This window comes from Kitasatospora sp. NBC_01539, from assembly GCF_045040525.1.
Lineage (GTDB): Bacteria > Actinomycetota > Actinomycetes > Streptomycetales > Streptomycetaceae > Kitasatospora.
Window position 1 is genome coordinate 7,339,668 of the sequence record NZ_CP109390.1, and the last position, 16,362, is coordinate 7,356,029.

At 75.8% G+C, this 16,362-nt stretch carries 14 protein-coding genes; 9 read left to right on the top strand and 5 right to left on the bottom strand.

Features of this window, described 5'->3' with window-relative positions:
* Positions 1-49: 49 nt before the first annotated feature.
* Positions 50-1,270, bottom strand: coding sequence for an antitoxin (locus OG335_RS31875; RefSeq protein ID WP_405014598.1), 1,221 nt, complete (start codon positions 1,268-1,270; stop codon positions 50-52).
* 152 nt (positions 1,271-1,422) lie between these two features.
* Here OG335_RS31875 and nhaA point away from each other — a divergent pair, with 152 nt between their 5' ends.
* Together nhaA and OG335_RS31885 are read left to right on the top strand one after the other, a co-directional pair.
* Positions 1,423-3,312: a Na+/H+ antiporter NhaA gene (nhaA, locus tag OG335_RS31880; protein WP_405014599.1), complete on the top strand. Its 1,890-nt coding sequence runs from the start codon at positions 1,423-1,425 to the stop codon at positions 3,310-3,312.
* 74 nt (positions 3,313-3,386) lie between these two features.
* A complete protein-coding gene (locus tag OG335_RS31885) occupies positions 3,387-4,397 on the top strand; it encodes a YihY/virulence factor BrkB family protein (RefSeq protein ID WP_405014600.1) in 1,011 nt (336 codons plus the stop codon).
* Between the two features lie 86 nt (positions 4,398-4,483).
* Here the strand turns inward: OG335_RS31885 and OG335_RS31890 are convergent, their stop codons facing one another.
* A complete protein-coding gene (locus OG335_RS31890; protein WP_405014601.1) occupies positions 4,484-5,386 on the bottom strand; it encodes a LysR substrate-binding domain-containing protein in 903 nt (300 codons plus the stop codon).
* 263 nt (positions 5,387-5,649) lie between these two features.
* Here OG335_RS31890 and OG335_RS31895 point away from each other — a divergent pair, with 263 nt between their 5' ends.
* The 3 genes from OG335_RS31895 (at position 5,650) to OG335_RS31905 (ending at position 8,573) form a co-directional block, all read left to right on the top strand.
* Entirely contained in the window at positions 5,650-5,961 is a 312-nt protein-coding gene (locus OG335_RS31895) for an EthD family reductase (RefSeq protein ID WP_405014602.1), read from the top strand.
* A gap of 146 nt (positions 5,962-6,107) precedes the next feature.
* A complete protein-coding gene (locus tag OG335_RS31900; protein WP_405015597.1) occupies positions 6,108-6,941 on the top strand; it encodes a PhzF family phenazine biosynthesis protein in 834 nt (277 codons plus the stop codon).
* Between the two features lie 423 nt (positions 6,942-7,364).
* Complete coding sequence (locus OG335_RS31905; protein WP_405014603.1) at positions 7,365-8,573, top strand: glycoside hydrolase family 64 protein; 1,209 nt, start codon at positions 7,365-7,367, stop codon at positions 8,571-8,573.
* A gap of 69 nt (positions 8,574-8,642) precedes the next feature.
* Here the strand turns inward: OG335_RS31905 and OG335_RS31910 are convergent, their stop codons facing one another.
* Both OG335_RS31910 and OG335_RS31915 read right to left on the bottom strand, forming a co-directional pair.
* Positions 8,643-9,584 carry an NAD(P)-dependent oxidoreductase gene (locus OG335_RS31910; RefSeq protein ID WP_405014604.1) on the bottom strand — a complete coding sequence of 314 codons (942 nt, stop codon included), beginning with the start codon at positions 9,582-9,584 and terminating at the stop codon, positions 8,643-8,645.
* A gap of 64 nt (positions 9,585-9,648) precedes the next feature.
* Entirely contained in the window at positions 9,649-10,656 is a 1,008-nt protein-coding gene (locus tag OG335_RS31915) for an endonuclease/exonuclease/phosphatase family protein (RefSeq protein WP_405014605.1), read from the bottom strand.
* A 318-nt stretch (positions 10,657-10,974) separates the two neighbouring features.
* Between OG335_RS31915 and OG335_RS31920 the strand changes: the two genes are divergently transcribed.
* The 3 genes from OG335_RS31920 to OG335_RS31930 all read left to right on the top strand — a co-directional run bounded on the left by OG335_RS31920 (position 10,975) and on the right by OG335_RS31930 (position 14,000).
* Positions 10,975-11,784, top strand: a complete 810-nt coding sequence (locus OG335_RS31920; protein WP_405014606.1) for a peptidoglycan recognition protein — start codon at positions 10,975-10,977, stop codon at positions 11,782-11,784.
* A 159-nt stretch (positions 11,785-11,943) separates the two neighbouring features.
* Positions 11,944-13,449 carry an MFS transporter gene (locus OG335_RS31925; protein ID WP_405014607.1) on the top strand — a complete coding sequence of 502 codons (1,506 nt, stop codon included), beginning with the start codon at positions 11,944-11,946 and terminating at the stop codon, positions 13,447-13,449.
* Positions 13,446-14,000, top strand: coding sequence for a TetR family transcriptional regulator (locus OG335_RS31930; protein ID WP_405014608.1), 555 nt, complete (start codon positions 13,446-13,448; stop codon positions 13,998-14,000). Before OG335_RS31925 ends, OG335_RS31930 begins: the two co-directional genes overlap by 4 nt.
* Positions 14,001-14,018: 18 nt before the next feature.
* Here OG335_RS31930 and OG335_RS31935 read toward each other — a convergent pair whose 3' ends face one another.
* The gene (locus OG335_RS31935; RefSeq protein ID WP_405014609.1) at positions 14,019-14,486 is read right to left on the bottom strand and encodes a DinB family protein; all 468 of its coding nucleotides are present in this window, start codon (positions 14,484-14,486) and stop codon (positions 14,019-14,021) included.
* Positions 14,487-14,868: 382 nt separating this feature from the next.
* Here OG335_RS31935 and OG335_RS31940 point away from each other — a divergent pair, with 382 nt between their 5' ends.
* A complete protein-coding gene (locus OG335_RS31940; protein WP_405014610.1) occupies positions 14,869-16,293 on the top strand; it encodes a hypothetical protein in 1,425 nt (474 codons plus the stop codon).
* Positions 16,294-16,362 lie beyond the last annotated feature (69 nt).

Genomic DNA, 16,362 nt, shown 5'->3' on the forward strand with positions numbered 1-16,362 from the left:
GCCGCCCCCGCAGCGCTGCGGGGGCGGCGGCCGACGGTCCGGCGAGCGGCTACCGCTGCTCGGGCGGCTGCTCGCCGAGCTGATCGCTGATCTTCTGCTGGGCCGTGTCGACGTGCCCCTGGTACTTGTTGCCGGTCTTCGCGTCGACGGCGTCGCCGGCCTTGTCGACGCCCTGCCTGGCGGTGTCCTCGTGGCCCTTGATCATGTTCTTGAGCTTGTCGAGCATGGACATCGGGATTCCTCCTTCGGAACTGCCGGTCCTCCCACCATCGCCGACTGCGCCGAGATCCACATCTTCGCGCTTGCGCGGGCCCCTCCCGCCGGACGGCTCCGCGGCCTCCCAGTACCCCTCCGGAGCGCTCCCGCGCTTCCGCAGGTCCGAGCGCACCCGCGCGGCGAGCCGCCCGGTGTCGCGCCTGTTCATCGTCGCCCCCAGCGCCGCCCCCACCATCAGGGGCACCATCGACGGGAGCTTGCGCAGCGTGCTGCGGGTGAGCCGCTTGCGCACCTTGCTGCGCACCTCCGAACCGACCGCCAGGCCCGCCATCGCCGTCAGCCCGGCCGGGCTCGTCAGGGCGGTCCGGTCGATGCCGCGCCGGTCCGCCCACGCCGTCACGTACGCGGTCGTGCGCTGCGCCGCCGTGCCGACGGCGGGCACGCCGTACACCTGGTGCAGCTCGGCTATCAGCTTGATCTCCACGGCGGCCACCACCAGGGTCTCGGCGGCGATCTCCGCGGCCATCGCGGGCGGCACCGGCAGCATCGCCGCGGCTCCGACGCCCGCGCCCACCGCCGCGGAGGCCCGCGTGGCACCGGTGACCAGCAGGTCGGCCAGCGCCTCCGGGTCCTGCGCCCCGGGGTGCTGCGACCGGAGTGTCGCCAGGTCGCGTACGGGGATCCGCGGGGCCGCCTGCAGCAGCCGCTCGGTCGTCGCCCGGCCGCCGACCATCGTCGCCCGGGCCGTCCGGGCCCCGCCGCGGCCCAGCGCCCGGCCCGTCGACACCACCAGCGCGGTCGCCCGGCCCAGGGCGCGGCGGCGGGAGGCCTGCGAGCCCTCCTCCATCTCGCGCGTCAGCGCCGCGAGCTCCTCGGCCGCCGCCTCCGGTGTCAGTTCGGCCCCGGCCCCGGGCCCGCCCGCACCGGCGCCGGTCCCGGCCGGGACGGTCGCGCCCGCACCGGCGCCGTCGGGGCCGGTGCCGGGACCGCCCCCGGACCCGCCGGGCCCGGGCCCGGAAGGGTCGGACCCACCTCGCCTGTGAAAAAGTCCCATGGCACCCGTGTACCCGGCCCCGCCCCGCGTACGCGGGACGAGGCACTCCCGGGGCCGCCCGGCACGCTCCGCGACCCCCGGTGTGAGGGCCGTCACGGGGACCGTCCGGCGGTGCGCCGCGACCGGGGGCCGACCGGGCGGAGAATGATCACATGCCCGTCCCCTCAGAGCTCCCCGGACACTCCGGACAGACCGTGTGCGGCACCGGAATGCGGACCCCGCTGCGGGACTTCCTGCGCACCGAGACCGGCAGCGCCGCCGTGCTGCTCACCGCCGCCCTCGCCGCCCTGGTGTGGGCCAACGTCGCCCCCGGCACGTACGAGTCGTTCTGGGAGACCGTGCTGGCCGTGCGGCTCGGCGACCACGGGATCTCCCTCGACCTGCGCGAATGGGTGAACAGCGGCCTCATGACGCTGTTCTTCTTCGTCATCGGTCTGGAGGCGCGCCGCGAGTTCGACATGGGCGAGCTGCGCGAGCGGCGCCGGATCGCCCTGCCGCTGATCGCCGGGATCGCCGGGATGGCCGTGCCCGTCGCGATCTACCTGGCCGTGAACACCGGCGCGGGCGGCGAGCCGCACGGCTGGGGCGCCGCCATGTCGACCGACACGGCCTTCGCCCTCGGCATGCTCGCGCTCGTCGGCAGCCGCCTGCCCGACGCGCTGCGGGTGTTCATCCTCACCGTCGCCGTGGTCGACGACTTCGTCGCGCTGGGCGTCATCGCGGTCGCCTACAGCGGCCACATCGCCGTGCCCGCCCTCCTCGCGGCCGTCGGCATCCTCGCCGTCGTGCTGCTCGCCCGCGCCGCGGGCGTCCGCCGCGGCGCGGTGTACGCGCTGCTCGCCACCGCCCTGTGGGTCGCCCTGCTGGAGTCCGGCGTCGACCCGGTCGTCGCGGGCCTCGCCATGGGCCTGCTCACCTACGCCTACCCGGCGGCGCGCAGCGACCTCGAACGGGCCAGCGACCTGTTCCGGCTGTTCCGCGAGCAGCCCACGCCCGAGCTGGAACGCTCGGTGCGGGCCGGCCTCGCCACCGCCATCTCCCCGAACGAGCGCCTCCAGCGCGTCTACCACCCGTGGACGAGCTACGTCATCGTGCCGCTCTTCGCGCTCGCCAACGCCGGGATCACCCTCGGCGCCGACCGGCTCGGCGAGGCCTTCCGCTCGCCCGTCACCCTCGGCATCCTCCTCGGCTACCTCCTCGGCAAGCCCGTCGGCATCCTGGGCTCCGCCCTGCTGACCACCGCCGCCAGCCGCGGCCGCCTCCGCCCCCCGGTCGGCTGGGGGGCCGTCGCCGCGGGCGGCTCGATCGCCGGCATCGGCTTCACCGTCTCGCTGCTGATCGCCACCCTCGCCTTCGACGGACCCCGCCTCGACGAGGCGAAGGTCGGCATCCTCGCCGCGGTCGCCTGCTCCTCCGCCGCGACCTGGCTGGTCACCCGGGTGATCGGCCTCCTGCCGCGGCGCGGCCGGATGCGCGCCCTGCTCGGCACGGCCGAGGGCATCATCGACCTCGCGGCCTCCGTCGACCTCGACCGCGACCACGTGCGCGGCCCCGCCGACGCCCTGGTCACCGTCGTCGAGTACGGCGACTTCGAATGCCCGTACTGCGGGCAGGCCGAGCCCGTCGTGCGCGAGCTGCTCGCCGGCGCCGGCGACATCCGCTACGTCTGGCGGCACCTGCCGCTCAACGACGTCCACCCGCACGCCCAGCTGGCCGCGGAGGCGGCCGAGGCCGCCGCCGAGCAGGACTGCTACTGGGCGATGCACGACCTGCTGCTCGCCCACCAGGGCGACCTCACCGTGGCCGACCTGATGCGCTACGCCGAGCGGGCGGGCCTGGAGGCCGAGCGGTTCCGCCGCGACCTGCGGGCCCGCGCCGGGGCGTCCCGGGTCGCCGAGGACGTCGAGTCGGCCGACCTCAGCGGCGTCTCCGGCACCCCCACCTTCTTCGTCAACGGCCGCCGCCACCACGGCGCGTACGACATCGCCGGGCTGAAGGAGGCCGTCCGCTCCGCCCGCGAGCGGGCCGCGCTGGTGCGCTGACGCCGGCCCGGCAGCCGTCCCCGCGGCCGGCCCGGCGGACGGTTGGCCGCGGCCGCAGCGGACAGAAGACGCCCGTGAAGACACCGCGCCCACGCCCCGAGCCGTCGAAGGCCGGGCCCGCCGGCAGACCCGGCCGCACCCGCACCTCACCGCGCCGTGCACCGGACCGCCCCTCCGGGCTGCCCCTGCGGGTACGGGCGAGGGCGCTGCGCCGCACCCTGGCCGAGCTCCTCGACGACGAACTCTCCGACCGGGCCGCCGCACTCACCTACTACGGCGTGCTGGCCGTCTTCCCCACGCTGCTCCTGCTGCTGTCGCTCGTCGGGCTGGCCGGGCCGTCGGCCACCGACGACATCGTGGGCAACCTCCAGCACTGGACGCCCGGGCCGGCCCGCGACATCCTCCACCACGGCATCGAGGACCTGCAGCGCAACCGCGGCGCGGGCGGCACCCTCGCCGTGGTGGGGCTCGGCGGCGCCCTCTGGTCGGCGTCCGGCTACATCGCGGCCTTCATCCGCGCGGCCAACGTCGTCTACGACATCCGGGAGGGCCGGCCGGTGTGGCGGCTGACGCCGCTGCGGCTCGGGCTGACGGTGCTCATGCTGCTGCTGCTGGTCGCGAGTGCGGCGATCGTGGTCTTCACCGGTCCGCTGGCGCGGGAGGCGGGCGAGGCGCTGGGGGTGGGCGACGCCGGGGTGCAGGCGTGGTCGGTGGCGAAGTGGCCGGTGCTGCTGATGCTGGTCGTGGTGATGATCGGGGTGCTGTACTGGGCGGCGCCCAACGTCCGCGGCCGGGGCTTCCGCTGGGTGTCGCCGGGCAGCGTGCTGGCGGTGGTGGTCTGGCTTCTGCTGTCGGGCGGCTTCGCGGTGTTCGTCGCGAACTTCGGCTCCTACAACCGGACGTACGGGGCGCTGGCCGGGGTGATCGTCTTCCTGGTGTGGCTGTGGCTGTCGAACCTGGCGATCCTCGCGGGCCTGGAGTTCGACGCCGAGCTCTCCCGGGCCAGGGCCGTCGCGGGCGGCCGCCCGGCGGGGGAGGAGCCGTACGTGGAGCCGCGGTCCACGCAGACCTGGGAGCAGGACTGACGGGTGGGCCCCGTCCGCCCCGGGCGGGCGCGTCGGCCCGGCCGGCCTGTCGTGTCCGGCGGGCCTGTCGTCCGGCCTCCTGCGCGTCAGTCCGGCAGCCAGTGCAGCTCGTGCGCCAGGGTTCCGGCGACGGCACGGATGCGGCGGTGCAGTGGCGACTGCTCGCGTGGGAGGACCAGGTGGATCGTCAGGCCGGGCGCGCCCCGCAGCGGTCGCCAGGTGAGACCGGCCGGTGATGCCGTGACCGCGGCTTCTCCGGCCGGGGCGAGGGTGGCCCCGTCGCGCAGGTCGCGCTGAGACATGTCGAAGGAGACTGCGGGCGTGTGGAACCGGGGGTGTGGCCGGGTGTCCCGGAACAGTGCGGACAGCTGATCGTGGATCACGGGGTTGGCCGCACGGTCCGGGAGCCGCAGCGGATACGCGGCCGCGTCGGCGAGCTCGATCTCCGGGTGTTCGGCCAGCGGATGGTGCTGCGCCAGCTGGACCCCGATGCGCTCGCGCCGCAGCAGGAACCGGCGCACGCCACGGCCCGGCTGTTCACCGCGGGTGATCCCGGCATCGATGCGGCCGTCGGCGACCGCGGGGGAGATCTCCGGTGTCGCCATCGGGGCCGCGCCGACCTCGAGTCCGCTGTTGCCGCGCATCAGCCTGTCCACCAGGGCCGGTGCCGTCTCGGCCCCGGCGCTGAGGCTGTATCCGATGCGCAGCGTGCCCAGTTCACCGGCCGCCGCGCTCCGGACGGTGTCCCATGCCCGGTCCAGCGCCGCCAGCGCGGGCGGCGCGGACTCCGCCAGAGCCGCCCCGGCCGTGGTCAATACGACGCTGCGCGTGTTGCGGACCAGCAGGGCCGTGCCGAGTTCCGCCTCCAGTCGGCGCATCCGGGCGCTGAGTGCGGGCTGTGCGATGCCGATCCGTGCGGCCGCGCGGGTGAAGTTCAACTCCTGCGCCAGCACCAGGAAGTACCGCAGGCTCACCGTATCCGGCGCCACGTGCCCTCCCTGCCGTTTGATAACGATCCGTTCTGAGCCTATCCCGGACCGGTCTTTCCCCCGACCGCACATCGAGCCCTAACCTGCGGATATGACGAATCGACCGACCGCGGTACCGGACAACAGACTCACGCACACCGCCGATTGCCTCCGTCCTCACCCGGATCCCGGTGCTCCGCACCTGGCGAGGTCGGTGGCAGTTCGTGGCAGGAGCTCCCGGGTCACCCGGAGTGTGACGGTCTCGTCGCCGGACGGAGGTCGTCATGCATAAGGTGGTGGTCCTGTATCCCGAGCCCGCCGACCCCGACCACTTCCGCGACTACTACGTGACCAACCACCTTCCACTGGTCATGAAGTGGCCCGGCCTGCTGGCGTGGCGCTACAGCTTCGACGTGGCGGCGGCCATGGGAGAAGCGCCGTATTTCGCGGTCTTCGAAGGCGACTTCGCCGACGCCGCCGCCATGGCCGCGGCGCGGGCGTCGCCGGAAGGCCGGCGGGTAGCCGCCGATGTCGTCAACTACGCCACCGGCGGTGCGGTCGTCATCGACTACCCGGTGCAGGACGGCACCGGCTGAGGCAGGCCGGGACGCTCCGGGACGCGTTCGGTCGGCCGTTGCGGGCCAGGTCCGGTCATCGGCGGCCGCCGTTCGCGGTCGCCGGTTCGTCGAGCGTCGGAGGTGGGCCGTTGTCCTGGCGGGATGTCACGGTGGTTGATGCGTGCGTGCGGCGCGACGGCCGGGGCGGAAGCCCCACGGCCGTCACCGACGACGACCCGGCGGCGACGGACGCGGACCGGCGTGCGGTCGCCGCTGCGGCCGGCACCTCGCACGCGGCGTTCCTCGGCCCGGGGCGGACGCCGGACGGTGGCCGGCCGGTCCGGTTCTTCACCGCCACCGCCGAACTGTCCGGCTGCGGCCACGGCACCGTCGCCGCGCAGGCCGTCCGGTTGACCCGCACCGCGCTGGGCGAGCTGAACGACCGCCAGCACACCGGCGGGCGCACGTTCGACACCGTCGCGATCCGCCGCCCCGCCGGAATCGAGGTGTGGTTCGACCAGGGCCTCGTCGCGCTGCGTCACCCGGCACCGGACGAGCGCGCCGCGATCGTCGCCGCGCTCGGGCTCACCGCGGACGACCCGCATCCGACCGACGCGCCGCGGATCGCCTCGCCCGGCGCACCACGCATGCTGGTACCGGTCCACGACCGGTCGGCGCTGCTCCGGGTCCACCCGCACCTCGGCAGGCTGACGGCGGCGTGCCGGCGGTACGGGCTCCTCGGCTGTTTCGTGTACGTGCCGCCGGTGGGCGGCCGGCCGGGTGCGGCGCGGATGTTCGCGCCGGCGATCGGTGTCGACGAGGACGTCGCCAACGCCAACAGCACCGGCTGCCTGGCCGCCCACCTGCTCGACACGACAGGGGCGCAGACGGTCGCGATCGAGGTGGAGCAGGGCGACGCTCTCGGTCGACCGGCCGGCGTGCTCGCCTCGGCCCGACGCGGGCCGGCGGGCATCACGACCCGGGTCGGCGGGTTGGCGGTGGTCCGCGACGGACGCTGAGGCGACGACCGGACCGTCCTCTTCTGCGATCCGCGCACGGGGCCGGGGCTGTCCGCCGCGGTCAAGCGCCGGCACCCGGTGGCGGGCGCCGGCGGGACGCGGCGCCGCGGGCGCGGCTGAGTGTCCATCGGGAGACGCGCAGCCGGGCGGCGACGGCGGTTCGGGTCTCTCCGGTGCCGAGCGGGAGGCGGGCGTCGGCGATCTGTTCGGAGGTTGGGGCGCGAGGACGGCCGCCGATGTGGCTCGTCCGGCCGGCCCGTCATGTCTGGACCATTGACATGTCCCGTCGAGAGTCGCATTCTGAGAGCGCTCTCAGGAAGCGGCGTCACCACCGCCGTCGGCCGGTCCCCCCTCCCTCCGGTGCTCCGCACCGGGGACGCCCGGCCGCCGTCGCCACCCCCACGACCCCGGAGGAACGACCCGATGGGCACCAGACGAGCACCCACCCGCCGTGCGGCCCTCGCCACCACCCTGGCCGCCGCCGCAGCGGCCGGCCTGACGCTGACCGCCCCCGCCGGGCGGGCCGAGGCGGCCGTCCCCACCACCATCCCGCTCACGTTCACCAACAGCTCCGGGCGTGGCGAGCCGGTCTACATCTACAACCTGGGCACCCTCCTGACCACCGGTCAGCAGGGCTGGGCGGACGCCGCCGGCGCCTTCCACCCGTGGCCGGGCGGCGCCAACCCGCCGGTGCCGGCCCCGGACGCGTCGATCGCCGGGCCCGCCAACGGCGGTTCCAGGACGATCCGGATGCCGAAGTTCTCCGGCCGCATCTACTTCTCGTACGGGCAGAAGCTGGTCTTCAAGCTCACCACCGGCGGCCTCGTCCAGCCGGCCGTGCAGAACCCGAGCGACCCGAACCGCCCGATCCTCTTCAACTGGTCCGAGTACACGCTCAACGACGCCGGGCTGTGGATCAACAGCACGCAGGTCGACATGTTCTCGGTGCCGTACGCCGTCGGCGTCAAGGGCGGCGACGGTGTCACCCGCAGCACCGGCCACCTCAAGGCCGGGGGCTACCAGGGCTTCTACACCGCGCTCAAGGCGCAGCCCGGCGGCTGGGCCAACCTCGTCCAGACCCGCTCCGACGGCACGATCCTGCGAGCGCTCTCGCCCGGCCACGGCATCGAGTCGGGCGCGCTGCCCGCCACCGTCATGAACGACTACGTCAACCGGGTGTGGAGCAAGTACGCCACCTCCACGCTCACCGTCACGCCGTTCGCCGACCAGCCCGGCACCAGGTACTACGGGCGGGTCTCCGGCAACACCATGAACTTCACCAACAGCGCCGGGGCCGTCGTCACGAGCTTCCAGAAGCCCGACTCCGACTCGATCTTCGGCTGCTACAAGCTGCTCGACGCGCCGAACGACCTGGTCCGCGGTCCGATCTCGCGCACCCTGTGCGCGGGGTACAACCGGTCGACGCTGCTGACCAACCCCAACCAGCCCGACACCTCCGCCGCGGGGTTCTACCAGGATTCCGTCACCAACCAGTACGCGCGCAGGATCCACGCGCAGATGGCCGACGGCAACGCCTACGCCTTCGCGTTCGACGACGTGGGCCACCACGAGTCGCTCGTCCACGACGGCAGCCCGCAGCAGGCGTACATGACGCTGGACCCGCTCAACTGACGGGTGCGGCCGCGCAGCGGGTCCCTGCCGGGAGGGCATGCCCGGCGGGGACCCGTGGCGTCGGGGCGGCTACGCGCCGTCCCCGGCGGGCGGGAGCGCGGCCCGGCGGCGGGCGGTCTCGGCGAGGGCCGCGAGGTCCCGGTCGCCGTGGCCGTGGCCGATCGACTCCAGCAGGGAGTCGCGGAGCACCCCGGCGAAGGGCATCGGCACGTGCGCGGCGGCGGCGCTGTCCAGCGCCAGCCCGACGTCCTTGAGGCCCAGGGCGAGCCGGAACCCGGCCGGATCGTAACGGCGTTCGGCGATCATCGCGCCGTACCCGGCGTAGACCGGGCCGGGGAAGACCGTGCCGGTCAGCACGTCGAGGAGGTCGGCGGCGGCGAGCCCGTTGGCCTCGCCGAGCGCCGTCGCCTCGGAGAGCGCCTCGACGGCGGAGACCAGCATGAAGTTGGCGCTGATCTTGGCGGTGTTGGCGACCTCGGGGCGCTCCCCGAGCCGCCACGTGCGGCGGCCCATCGCGTCGAGCAGCGGCGCCACCCGGTCGAGGTGCTCCGCCCGGCCGGCGGCCAGCACGGCGAGGTTGCCCGCCGCGGCGACGTCGGCCCGCCCGAGGACGGGCGCCGCGACGTAGCCGACCCCGTGCCGGGTGTGCAGCCCGGCCGCCCGGACCGCCAGCGCGGGGGAGACGGTCGCCATGTTGACGTGCACGTCGGCCCGGGCCGACGCCAGGTGCTCCTCGTCGAGGAGCAGGGCCTCGACCGCGGCGTCGTCCGCGAGCATCGACACCACCGCCTCGGCCCGCCACACGTCGGCGAGGCCGTCCGCGGCGACCGCCCCGGCCGCGGCGAGGTCGCGGACGGGCCCGGGCGAGCGGTTCCACACCGTCACCCGGTGCCCGTCCGCGAGGAGCCGGCGGGCCATCTCGCGGCCCATGGTGCCGAGCCCGACGAATCCGACGTCCACGGTGGTGTCCTCCTGCGGTCGGTGGCGGCCCGGCCGGCGGGCCGGGTCCACCGCCGAGCGTAGGCGAACGGCCGGGCCCGCGGGACCGCAACTCCCGGGTGCCGCAGGGGAGGGCTCAGCCGGTGACGGCGAGCTCCGCGACGACGGCCCGGTGGTCGCTGCCGGGCAGCGTGTGCTCGGCCACGGAGACCGCGGTCAGGCCGCCGCCGTGCAGCACGTGGTCGATCTGGATCACCGGCGGCAGCACCGGCCGGTCCGCCGGCCAGGTGCCGGCGAAGCCGCGCCCGAGCTCGGCGTGGGTGTCCGTCAGGCCGTTGCCGAGCAGGGCGCGCATCGGTGCGTGGTCGAGCGTCGCGTTGAAGTCCCCGAGGAGCACCGTCCGCCCGGGGTGCCGCCGGGCCTCCGTGCGGAGCCCGTCGAAGTCGGCCGCCCACCGGCGGGAGTCGCCCAGCGGGTAGTAGGTGTGCACGGCGACGACCCGCACGGCGTGCCCGCCGACGGTCACCTCGCCGGCCGTCGGGGTCGCGGCCGTGCCGCCCGGGTCGGCCAGCGGCAGCCGCGAGTACAGCGACGTGTCCGAGCCGTCCCGGTGGATCCGGTACGGCATCAGCCCGGCCAGCCCGGCCCGGTCGAGCGCCGAGGCCAGACCCGGGCTCAGCTCCTCGACGGCCAGCACGTCGATCCGCTCCGCCCGCACCAGGCCGACCAGCGCCCGCGGGTCGACCTGCCCCAGGTAGGCGTTGCTCGTGGCGAGCCGCAGCCGGGGCGCGGCGGCCGGCACCGCACCGCCGTCCGCGACCAGCCGCGGCACCAGCCACCACACCTGCAGCGCCGCCACGAGCAGGGCGACGGCCGTCAGCCACCGGGCACGCAGGACGGCCGCCACCGCCACCAGCAGCAGGGTGGCCGCCGCCGCGTAAGGCAGGCCCGCGACCGGCATCGCCAGGTCGGTGCCGTCGTCCAGCCCGCCGAGCCGCACCACGGCCAGCCCGGCCGGTCCGGCGAGGGCGATCCCGCACAGCACCAGCAGCACCGTCCGCAGCACCCGCCACCACCGGCGCCCCTGCCGCGCCACCACCGGCGCCCCCGCCATCGGTCCGTGCTCCGTGGCCACCCCGGTCATCCGCACTCCCTGCCCTCCCGGCCTCCCGGCGGACGCCCGTCCGCGCGGGGCCGGGGGCGCCCGTGATCACCGCCCGCCGACGTGCAGGGGAGACGCGCGCCCCCGGCGGACGGTTCCCGCCCGCCCGGCGCCGTTGCTCCGCGTGGCTGCACGCCGCCACCCGTTCGCCGGGCGCGGGCCGACCGGCCGTCCGACGGCGCGTCAGCCCCACGGGCCGTCAGGCGGGCGGCCCGCCGCGCCCGCGACGGCCGGGTGCGTCCGTTCCCCGTGCGGCGGCGACCGCATGCGCCGCCGCCGCACTGCCCGTAGCTTCCTGACATGGACATCGACCGCCGTCTGGTGCTGCGCCGCGCGCTGCAAGCCGTCTCTGCCGGGGCCGTCACCGCGCTGCCCGCCGCCGCCCGCCCGTGGCGCCGGGCGGAGTCCGAGGACGGCGGCGCCCCCACCCCGGTGCAGCCGGTGGCCCGCCCGCGCGCCGTCCCCCAGGCGCCGCCGATCGTGCTGCGCTCCACCTGGCAGACCGAGCCGAACCCGCCCGCCGTCCAGTACGACCGGGAGGTGCGGGCGGTGCTCATCCACCACACCGACGACCCGAACTCGTACGGCCCGGAGGACGTGCCGGACATCCTCCGGGCGATCCGCCGCGACCACCTGGAGTTCCGCGGGTGGGACGACATCGGCTACAACTTCCTCGTCGACCGCTTCGGCACCGTCTACGAGGGCCGCCTCGGCGGCATCGACCGGCCCGTCGTCGGCGCCCACACCATGGGCTTCAACCGCGACACGGTCGGCGTCGCGGCGATCGGCACCTACACGGCCGGCATCCCGGTGCCCGACGCGGTGCTGGAGTCCATCGCCCGCGTCGCCGCCTGGAAGCTCGGCACGTACGGCATCCACCCGGGCGACCGCTCCACGCTGACGTCCACCAACAGCGGCAGCCGGTTCCCGGTCGGCGCGACCCACGAGTTCACCGCGGTCTCCGGCCACCGCGACGCGTTCTGCACGCTCTGCCCGGGCGAGTCCCTCTACGCGCAGATCCCGGGGATCATCGACCGCGCCGAGAGCCTGCAGGAGGAGGCCGTCGCCCGGCAGAACATGTCGGCCGCGGACAGCGCGCTCCCCGTCTGACCCCACGGGCGTCCGTGCCCCGGGCGCCCGTGCTGCGAGCCCCGTGCCGCGGGCCCCGTGCGTCCTGTGCGGCACCCCGGTGCCGGGCGTGGTGCACAGGTGTTTACCCTTGGCGGTGAACAGCTGTGCACCCCTCCCCACCGGCCCGTACGGAGCGCCATGTCCGACCCGGACGCCCCCGCCGTCCCCCCTGCCCCGACCACCCCGCCGCGCTTCCTCGTCGCCGTGCTCGCCTTCTGCGGCGTCGTGGTGGCCGTCATGCAGACCCTCGTCGTGCCGCTGCTGCCGCACCTGCCCGCGCTGACCGGCAGCACGCCCGCCGCCGCGAGCTGGCTCGTCACCGTCACCCTGCTCACCGGCGCCGTCTGCACCCCGCTCCTCGGCCGGATCGGCGACATGTACGGCAAGCGCCGGGTGCTCCTCGCCGCCCTCGGCGTGCTCGTGCTCGGCTCCGTGCTCTGCGCGGTCAGCTCCCACATCGGCGTGCTCATCGCCGGCCGGGCGCTCCAAGGCGCCGCCCTCGCCGTCGTCCCGCTCGGCATCAGCATCATGCGCGACGAACTGCCCCCCGCCAGGCTGCTGCCCTCCGTCGCCCTGATGAGCTCGACCCTCGGCATCGGCGCCGCCGTCGGCCTGCCGGTCGCCGCGCTCGTCGTCGAGCACGCCGACTGGCACGCGATGTTCTGGGTGTCCGCCGGCCTCGGCCTGCTCGACATCGCCCTCGTGCTCCGGCAGGTCCCCGAATCCCCGATCCGCACCAGGGGCCGCTTCGACGTGCTGGGCGCGCTCGGCCTCTCGGCCGTCGTGGTGAGCCTGCTGCTCGCCGTCACCCAGGGCGCCGACTGGGGCTGGACCTCCGGCCGCATCCTCGGCCTGTTCGCCCTCGCGGCCCTCCTCGGCCCGCTCTGGGCCCGCCACGAACTCCGCCACCCCACCCCGATGGTCGACATCCGGGTCTCCGCCCGCCCCGCCGTCCTCCTCGCCAACATCGCCGCCCTGCTCATCGGCTTCTCCTTCTACGCCAACGCCCTCGTCACCGCCCAGATGGTGCAGGAGCCGACGAGCACCGGCTACGGCCTCGGAGCGTCGATCGTCGTCAGCGGCCTGTGCCTGCTCCCCGGCGGCCTCTCGATGGTGGCCCTCTCCTCGCTCTCCGCCCGGATCTCCGCCACCTTCGGGCCCAAGGTCACCCTCGTCGTCGCCTCCGCGATCATGGCCGCCGGCTACCTCGTCCGCTTCTTCACCAGCCACCAGCTGTGGATGATCATCGCCGGCGCGACCGTCGTCTCCGCCGGCACCGCCATCGCCTACAGCGCCCTGCCCGCCCTGGTCATCCGGGCCGTCCCCGCCGGCGAGACCGGCGCCGCCAACGGCCTCAACACCCTGATGCGCTCCCTCGGCCAGGCCTTCTGCAGCGCCGTCGTCGCCGCCGTCCTCTCCAGCCTCACCTTCCGGGCCGCCGGACGCACCGCGCCCACCCTCCACGCCTACCTGGTGGTCTTCCTCGTCGCCGCGGGCGCAGCCGTCCTCGCCCTGCTCGTCACCCTCGGACTGCCCGGCCGCCGGCCCGCCGGACCGGAAGTCCCCGCGGGCCGCATCCCGGGAGCCGCCACCGGGCACGGCAGCACCCGGCAGGCCGGCACGGCCGCGGAGCCCCGCGCATGACCGGCACCCCCGCCCCCACCGGACGCCAGGCCATCCTGCGCGCCGCCCGCCGCGCCTTCGCCCTCCACCCCTACGCCGAGGTCACCCTCCGCGGCATCGCCGCCGACGCCGAGGTCAGCGCCTCCCTCATCGTCAAACTCTTCGGCACCAAGGAGGAGCTCTTCGCCCGCACCACCGACTTCTCCGCCGACGCCGACGAACTCCTCGACGCCCCCCTCGACCGCCTCGGCCGGCACCTCGTGCTCACCCTCGTCCACACCCGGCGGCAGCGCCGCACCGACCCGCTGCTGCGCGTCGTCTTCGCCCTCGGCACGGACGACGAGCGGACCCTCCTCCGCGACCGCTTCCGCGAGCAGGTCACCACCCGGCTCGCCGCGCTGCTCCCCGGCGACGACCCGCTGCTGCGGGCCGAACTCGTCGTCGGGCAACTGCTCGGCCTCGGCGCCACCGCGAGCATCCACCGCGACGGCGGCGCCCTCGGGGAGACCGCGCCGGAACGCCTCGCGGACCTGTACGCCCCCGGCCTCCAACGCCTCCTCGACGGCGCCTGACCCCGGCGCCGGGGGCCGCTACGCGCCGCCCCCGGCGCCGTCCGCGTGCGCGAGGATCCGCCGGATGTCCCACAGGTGGTGCACCGCGTCGTGGGCGTTGTTGCGGGCGACGTCCTCCGCCCGCTGCGGTCCGCGCTTCGCGTGCCGCAGCACCACCTGCTCCTCCAGCGCCGCCGACACCGACCGCGCCCAGGCGTCCGCGGCGATCGGCAACGACCACAGCGCCGCCGCCGCCGGCACACTGCCGTAGCCGCGGGCCTCCGCCAGCGCGTCCGGATCGTAGCCCTGCACGTCCACCACCCCGGCCAGCCGCGCACCCGCCAGCCGCTCCGCCCAGATGCGGAGGTTGTCGGTCACGTGACTGACGTACCCGGCCGGTGTCCACGCGAGGTCCGGATGGCGCTCGTCGCCGCTGCGCCCGTCCAGCAGCAGCGCCATGTCCGCCGGCACCGCCCGGACCCGGTCGACGGCCTGACGTGGCGTCAAGAACCAGTCCCAGCCGCAGTCATGGCAGGGATTTCCGTAAAGATCTGCACCCCATTGCTCCACGGGTGGTCAGAGTAACGGGTCGGGGCGGGTGTGTGGTGAGGGAATCCGGTGGCCGGTCGCGGCGGCGGCCCGCGCACGCCGGCCCGCCGCCGGCGAAGGGCGGGTTTCCGTCGGATCCGCTGGGGGCGAGGGGAGTCGGAGGAGCGGCGAAGGCCGCCCGCCCGGCCGTCCGGCGGCGGCCGGGGGGTTGGTCCGCCGGGCCGTCCGGCATACGGTGTCCGAGTAGGGCGCCCCAGGGGGGCCGGTGCGCCCGTACGGTCCGCCGTCACGTCACCGTCACGGGTGCCCCCACCAGCCGGACCGGTGAGGAGCACCAGGCGTGACGACCGAGGACAGCACGGCCCACGGCCACCGCGAGGAGCCCGATCCCGGGACCGGGCCCGACGGGGAGATCGACCGCCTCACCCGGGAGGCGGCCCGCTGCCGGGAGGCCGCCGACCCGGCCGGCGAGGCCGGCGCCCTGCACGACCTCGGCGCGGTGCTGGCGGACGGTGAACGCCCGGACGAGGCCGCCGCGGCCTTCGCCCGGGCGGCGGCGCTGTACGCCGGGGCCGGGGACGGGGCGGCCGAGGCGGGTGCGCTGGAGTCGCTCGGCGCGGTGCTGGCGGACGAGGAGCGGTACGCGGAGTCGGCCGGGGCGTACACGCGTGCCGCGGAGCTGTACCGTGCCGCGGGGGACGGTGCGGGTGAGGCCGAGGCGGTGTTCGGGCTCGGTGATGCGCTGGTCGGTGACGAGCGGTACGCGGAGTCGGCCGGGGCGTACACGCGTGCCGCGCAGCTGTACCGTGCCGCGGGGGACGGCGTGGCGGAGGCGGACGCGCTGATGATGCTCGGCCTCGCCCGGCACATCGAGGGCCACGCGCAGGCGGCCGTCGACCACCAGCACCGCGCGGCCGTGCTGTACCACGAGGCGGGCGAGCCGGCGGGTGAGGCGCGTGCGCTCCTGGGACTCGCCTCCGTCCTGGCGGACGAGGGCAGGCCGGACGAGGTGCCCGGCCACGCCTTCCGCGCGGCCGCGCTCCTCCACGAGGCGGGCGACCCCTCCGGTGAGGCGGACGCGCTGGAGGTGCTGGGCGGGGCCCTGCGCCGGACGGGGCGTGCGGCGGAGGCGACCGGGCACCTGCACCGGGCGGCCGCGCTCCACCACGAGAGCGGGAACCCGGTCGGTGAGGCCGCGGCGCTGAGCCGGTACGGCGGCGCGCTGGAGGACCTGGGTCGGTTCGGGGAGGCCGTGGTCCAGCACGGTCGTGCCGCGGCCCTGCTCCGTGAGGCCGGCCATGCCCAGGACGAGGGCAAGGCGCTGCTCTCCGGGGGCACGGCGCTGGGGAAGGCCGGCCGGCCGCAGGAGGCGGTGGCGATGCTGGTGCAGGCCGCCGCGGTGTTCCGGGGCATCCGGGAGTGGCGCGGTGAGTCCGTCTCGTACCTGGGTCTGGGCGATGTGCAGCACAGGGCAGGGTGGCTCGACGACGCGATGGCCAGCTTCACCCGGAGCGCCGGGCTCTGCCACGCCAACGGCGACCCCGACGGCGAGCGGCTCGCCCTGGGCGGGCTGGAACACGTGCTGGCGGACCGGGGGATGCCGCCGGCCGCCGTCGCCCGGCACATCGGTCGGCTGGCGCCGCACCTGGGGCCGGGCGGCCCCCGCCGCGGCGCGGCGGCCCCGGGCCCGCACCTGCGCGACGAGATGATGCCGGCTCCGGTCGGCGGGGGGCTCCTCGGCCGGTTCCCCCGGCGGCGCGGCTGACGGCGCGGCGTACGGCGCCGCGGCCGCCCCACGCGACGGGCCGCCCCCGCACGACGGGCCGCCCCGCAC

Excerpts from the sequence above, each read along its gene's own strand:
- OG335_RS31875 (WP_405014598.1), bottom strand. The coding sequence starts at position 1,270 with ATGGGACTTTTTCACAGGCGAGGTGGGTCCGACCCTTCCGGGCCCGGG.
- nhaA (WP_405014599.1), top strand. The coding sequence starts at position 1,423 with ATGCCCGTCCCCTCAGAGCTCCCCGGACACTCCGGACAGACCGTGTGC.
- OG335_RS31895 (WP_405014602.1), top strand. The coding sequence starts at position 5,650 with ATGCATAAGGTGGTGGTCCTGTATCCCGAGCCCGCCGACCCCGACCAC.
- OG335_RS31905 (WP_405014603.1), top strand. The coding sequence starts at position 7,365 with ATGGGCACCAGACGAGCACCCACCCGCCGTGCGGCCCTCGCCACCACC.
- OG335_RS31915 (WP_405014605.1), bottom strand. The coding sequence starts at position 10,656 with ATGACCGGGGTGGCCACGGAGCACGGACCGATGGCGGGGGCGCCGGTG.
- OG335_RS31920 (WP_405014606.1), top strand. The coding sequence starts at position 10,975 with ATGGACATCGACCGCCGTCTGGTGCTGCGCCGCGCGCTGCAAGCCGTC.
- OG335_RS31925 (WP_405014607.1), top strand. The coding sequence starts at position 11,944 with ATGTCCGACCCGGACGCCCCCGCCGTCCCCCCTGCCCCGACCACCCCG.
- OG335_RS31930 (WP_405014608.1), top strand. The coding sequence starts at position 13,446 with ATGACCGGCACCCCCGCCCCCACCGGACGCCAGGCCATCCTGCGCGCC.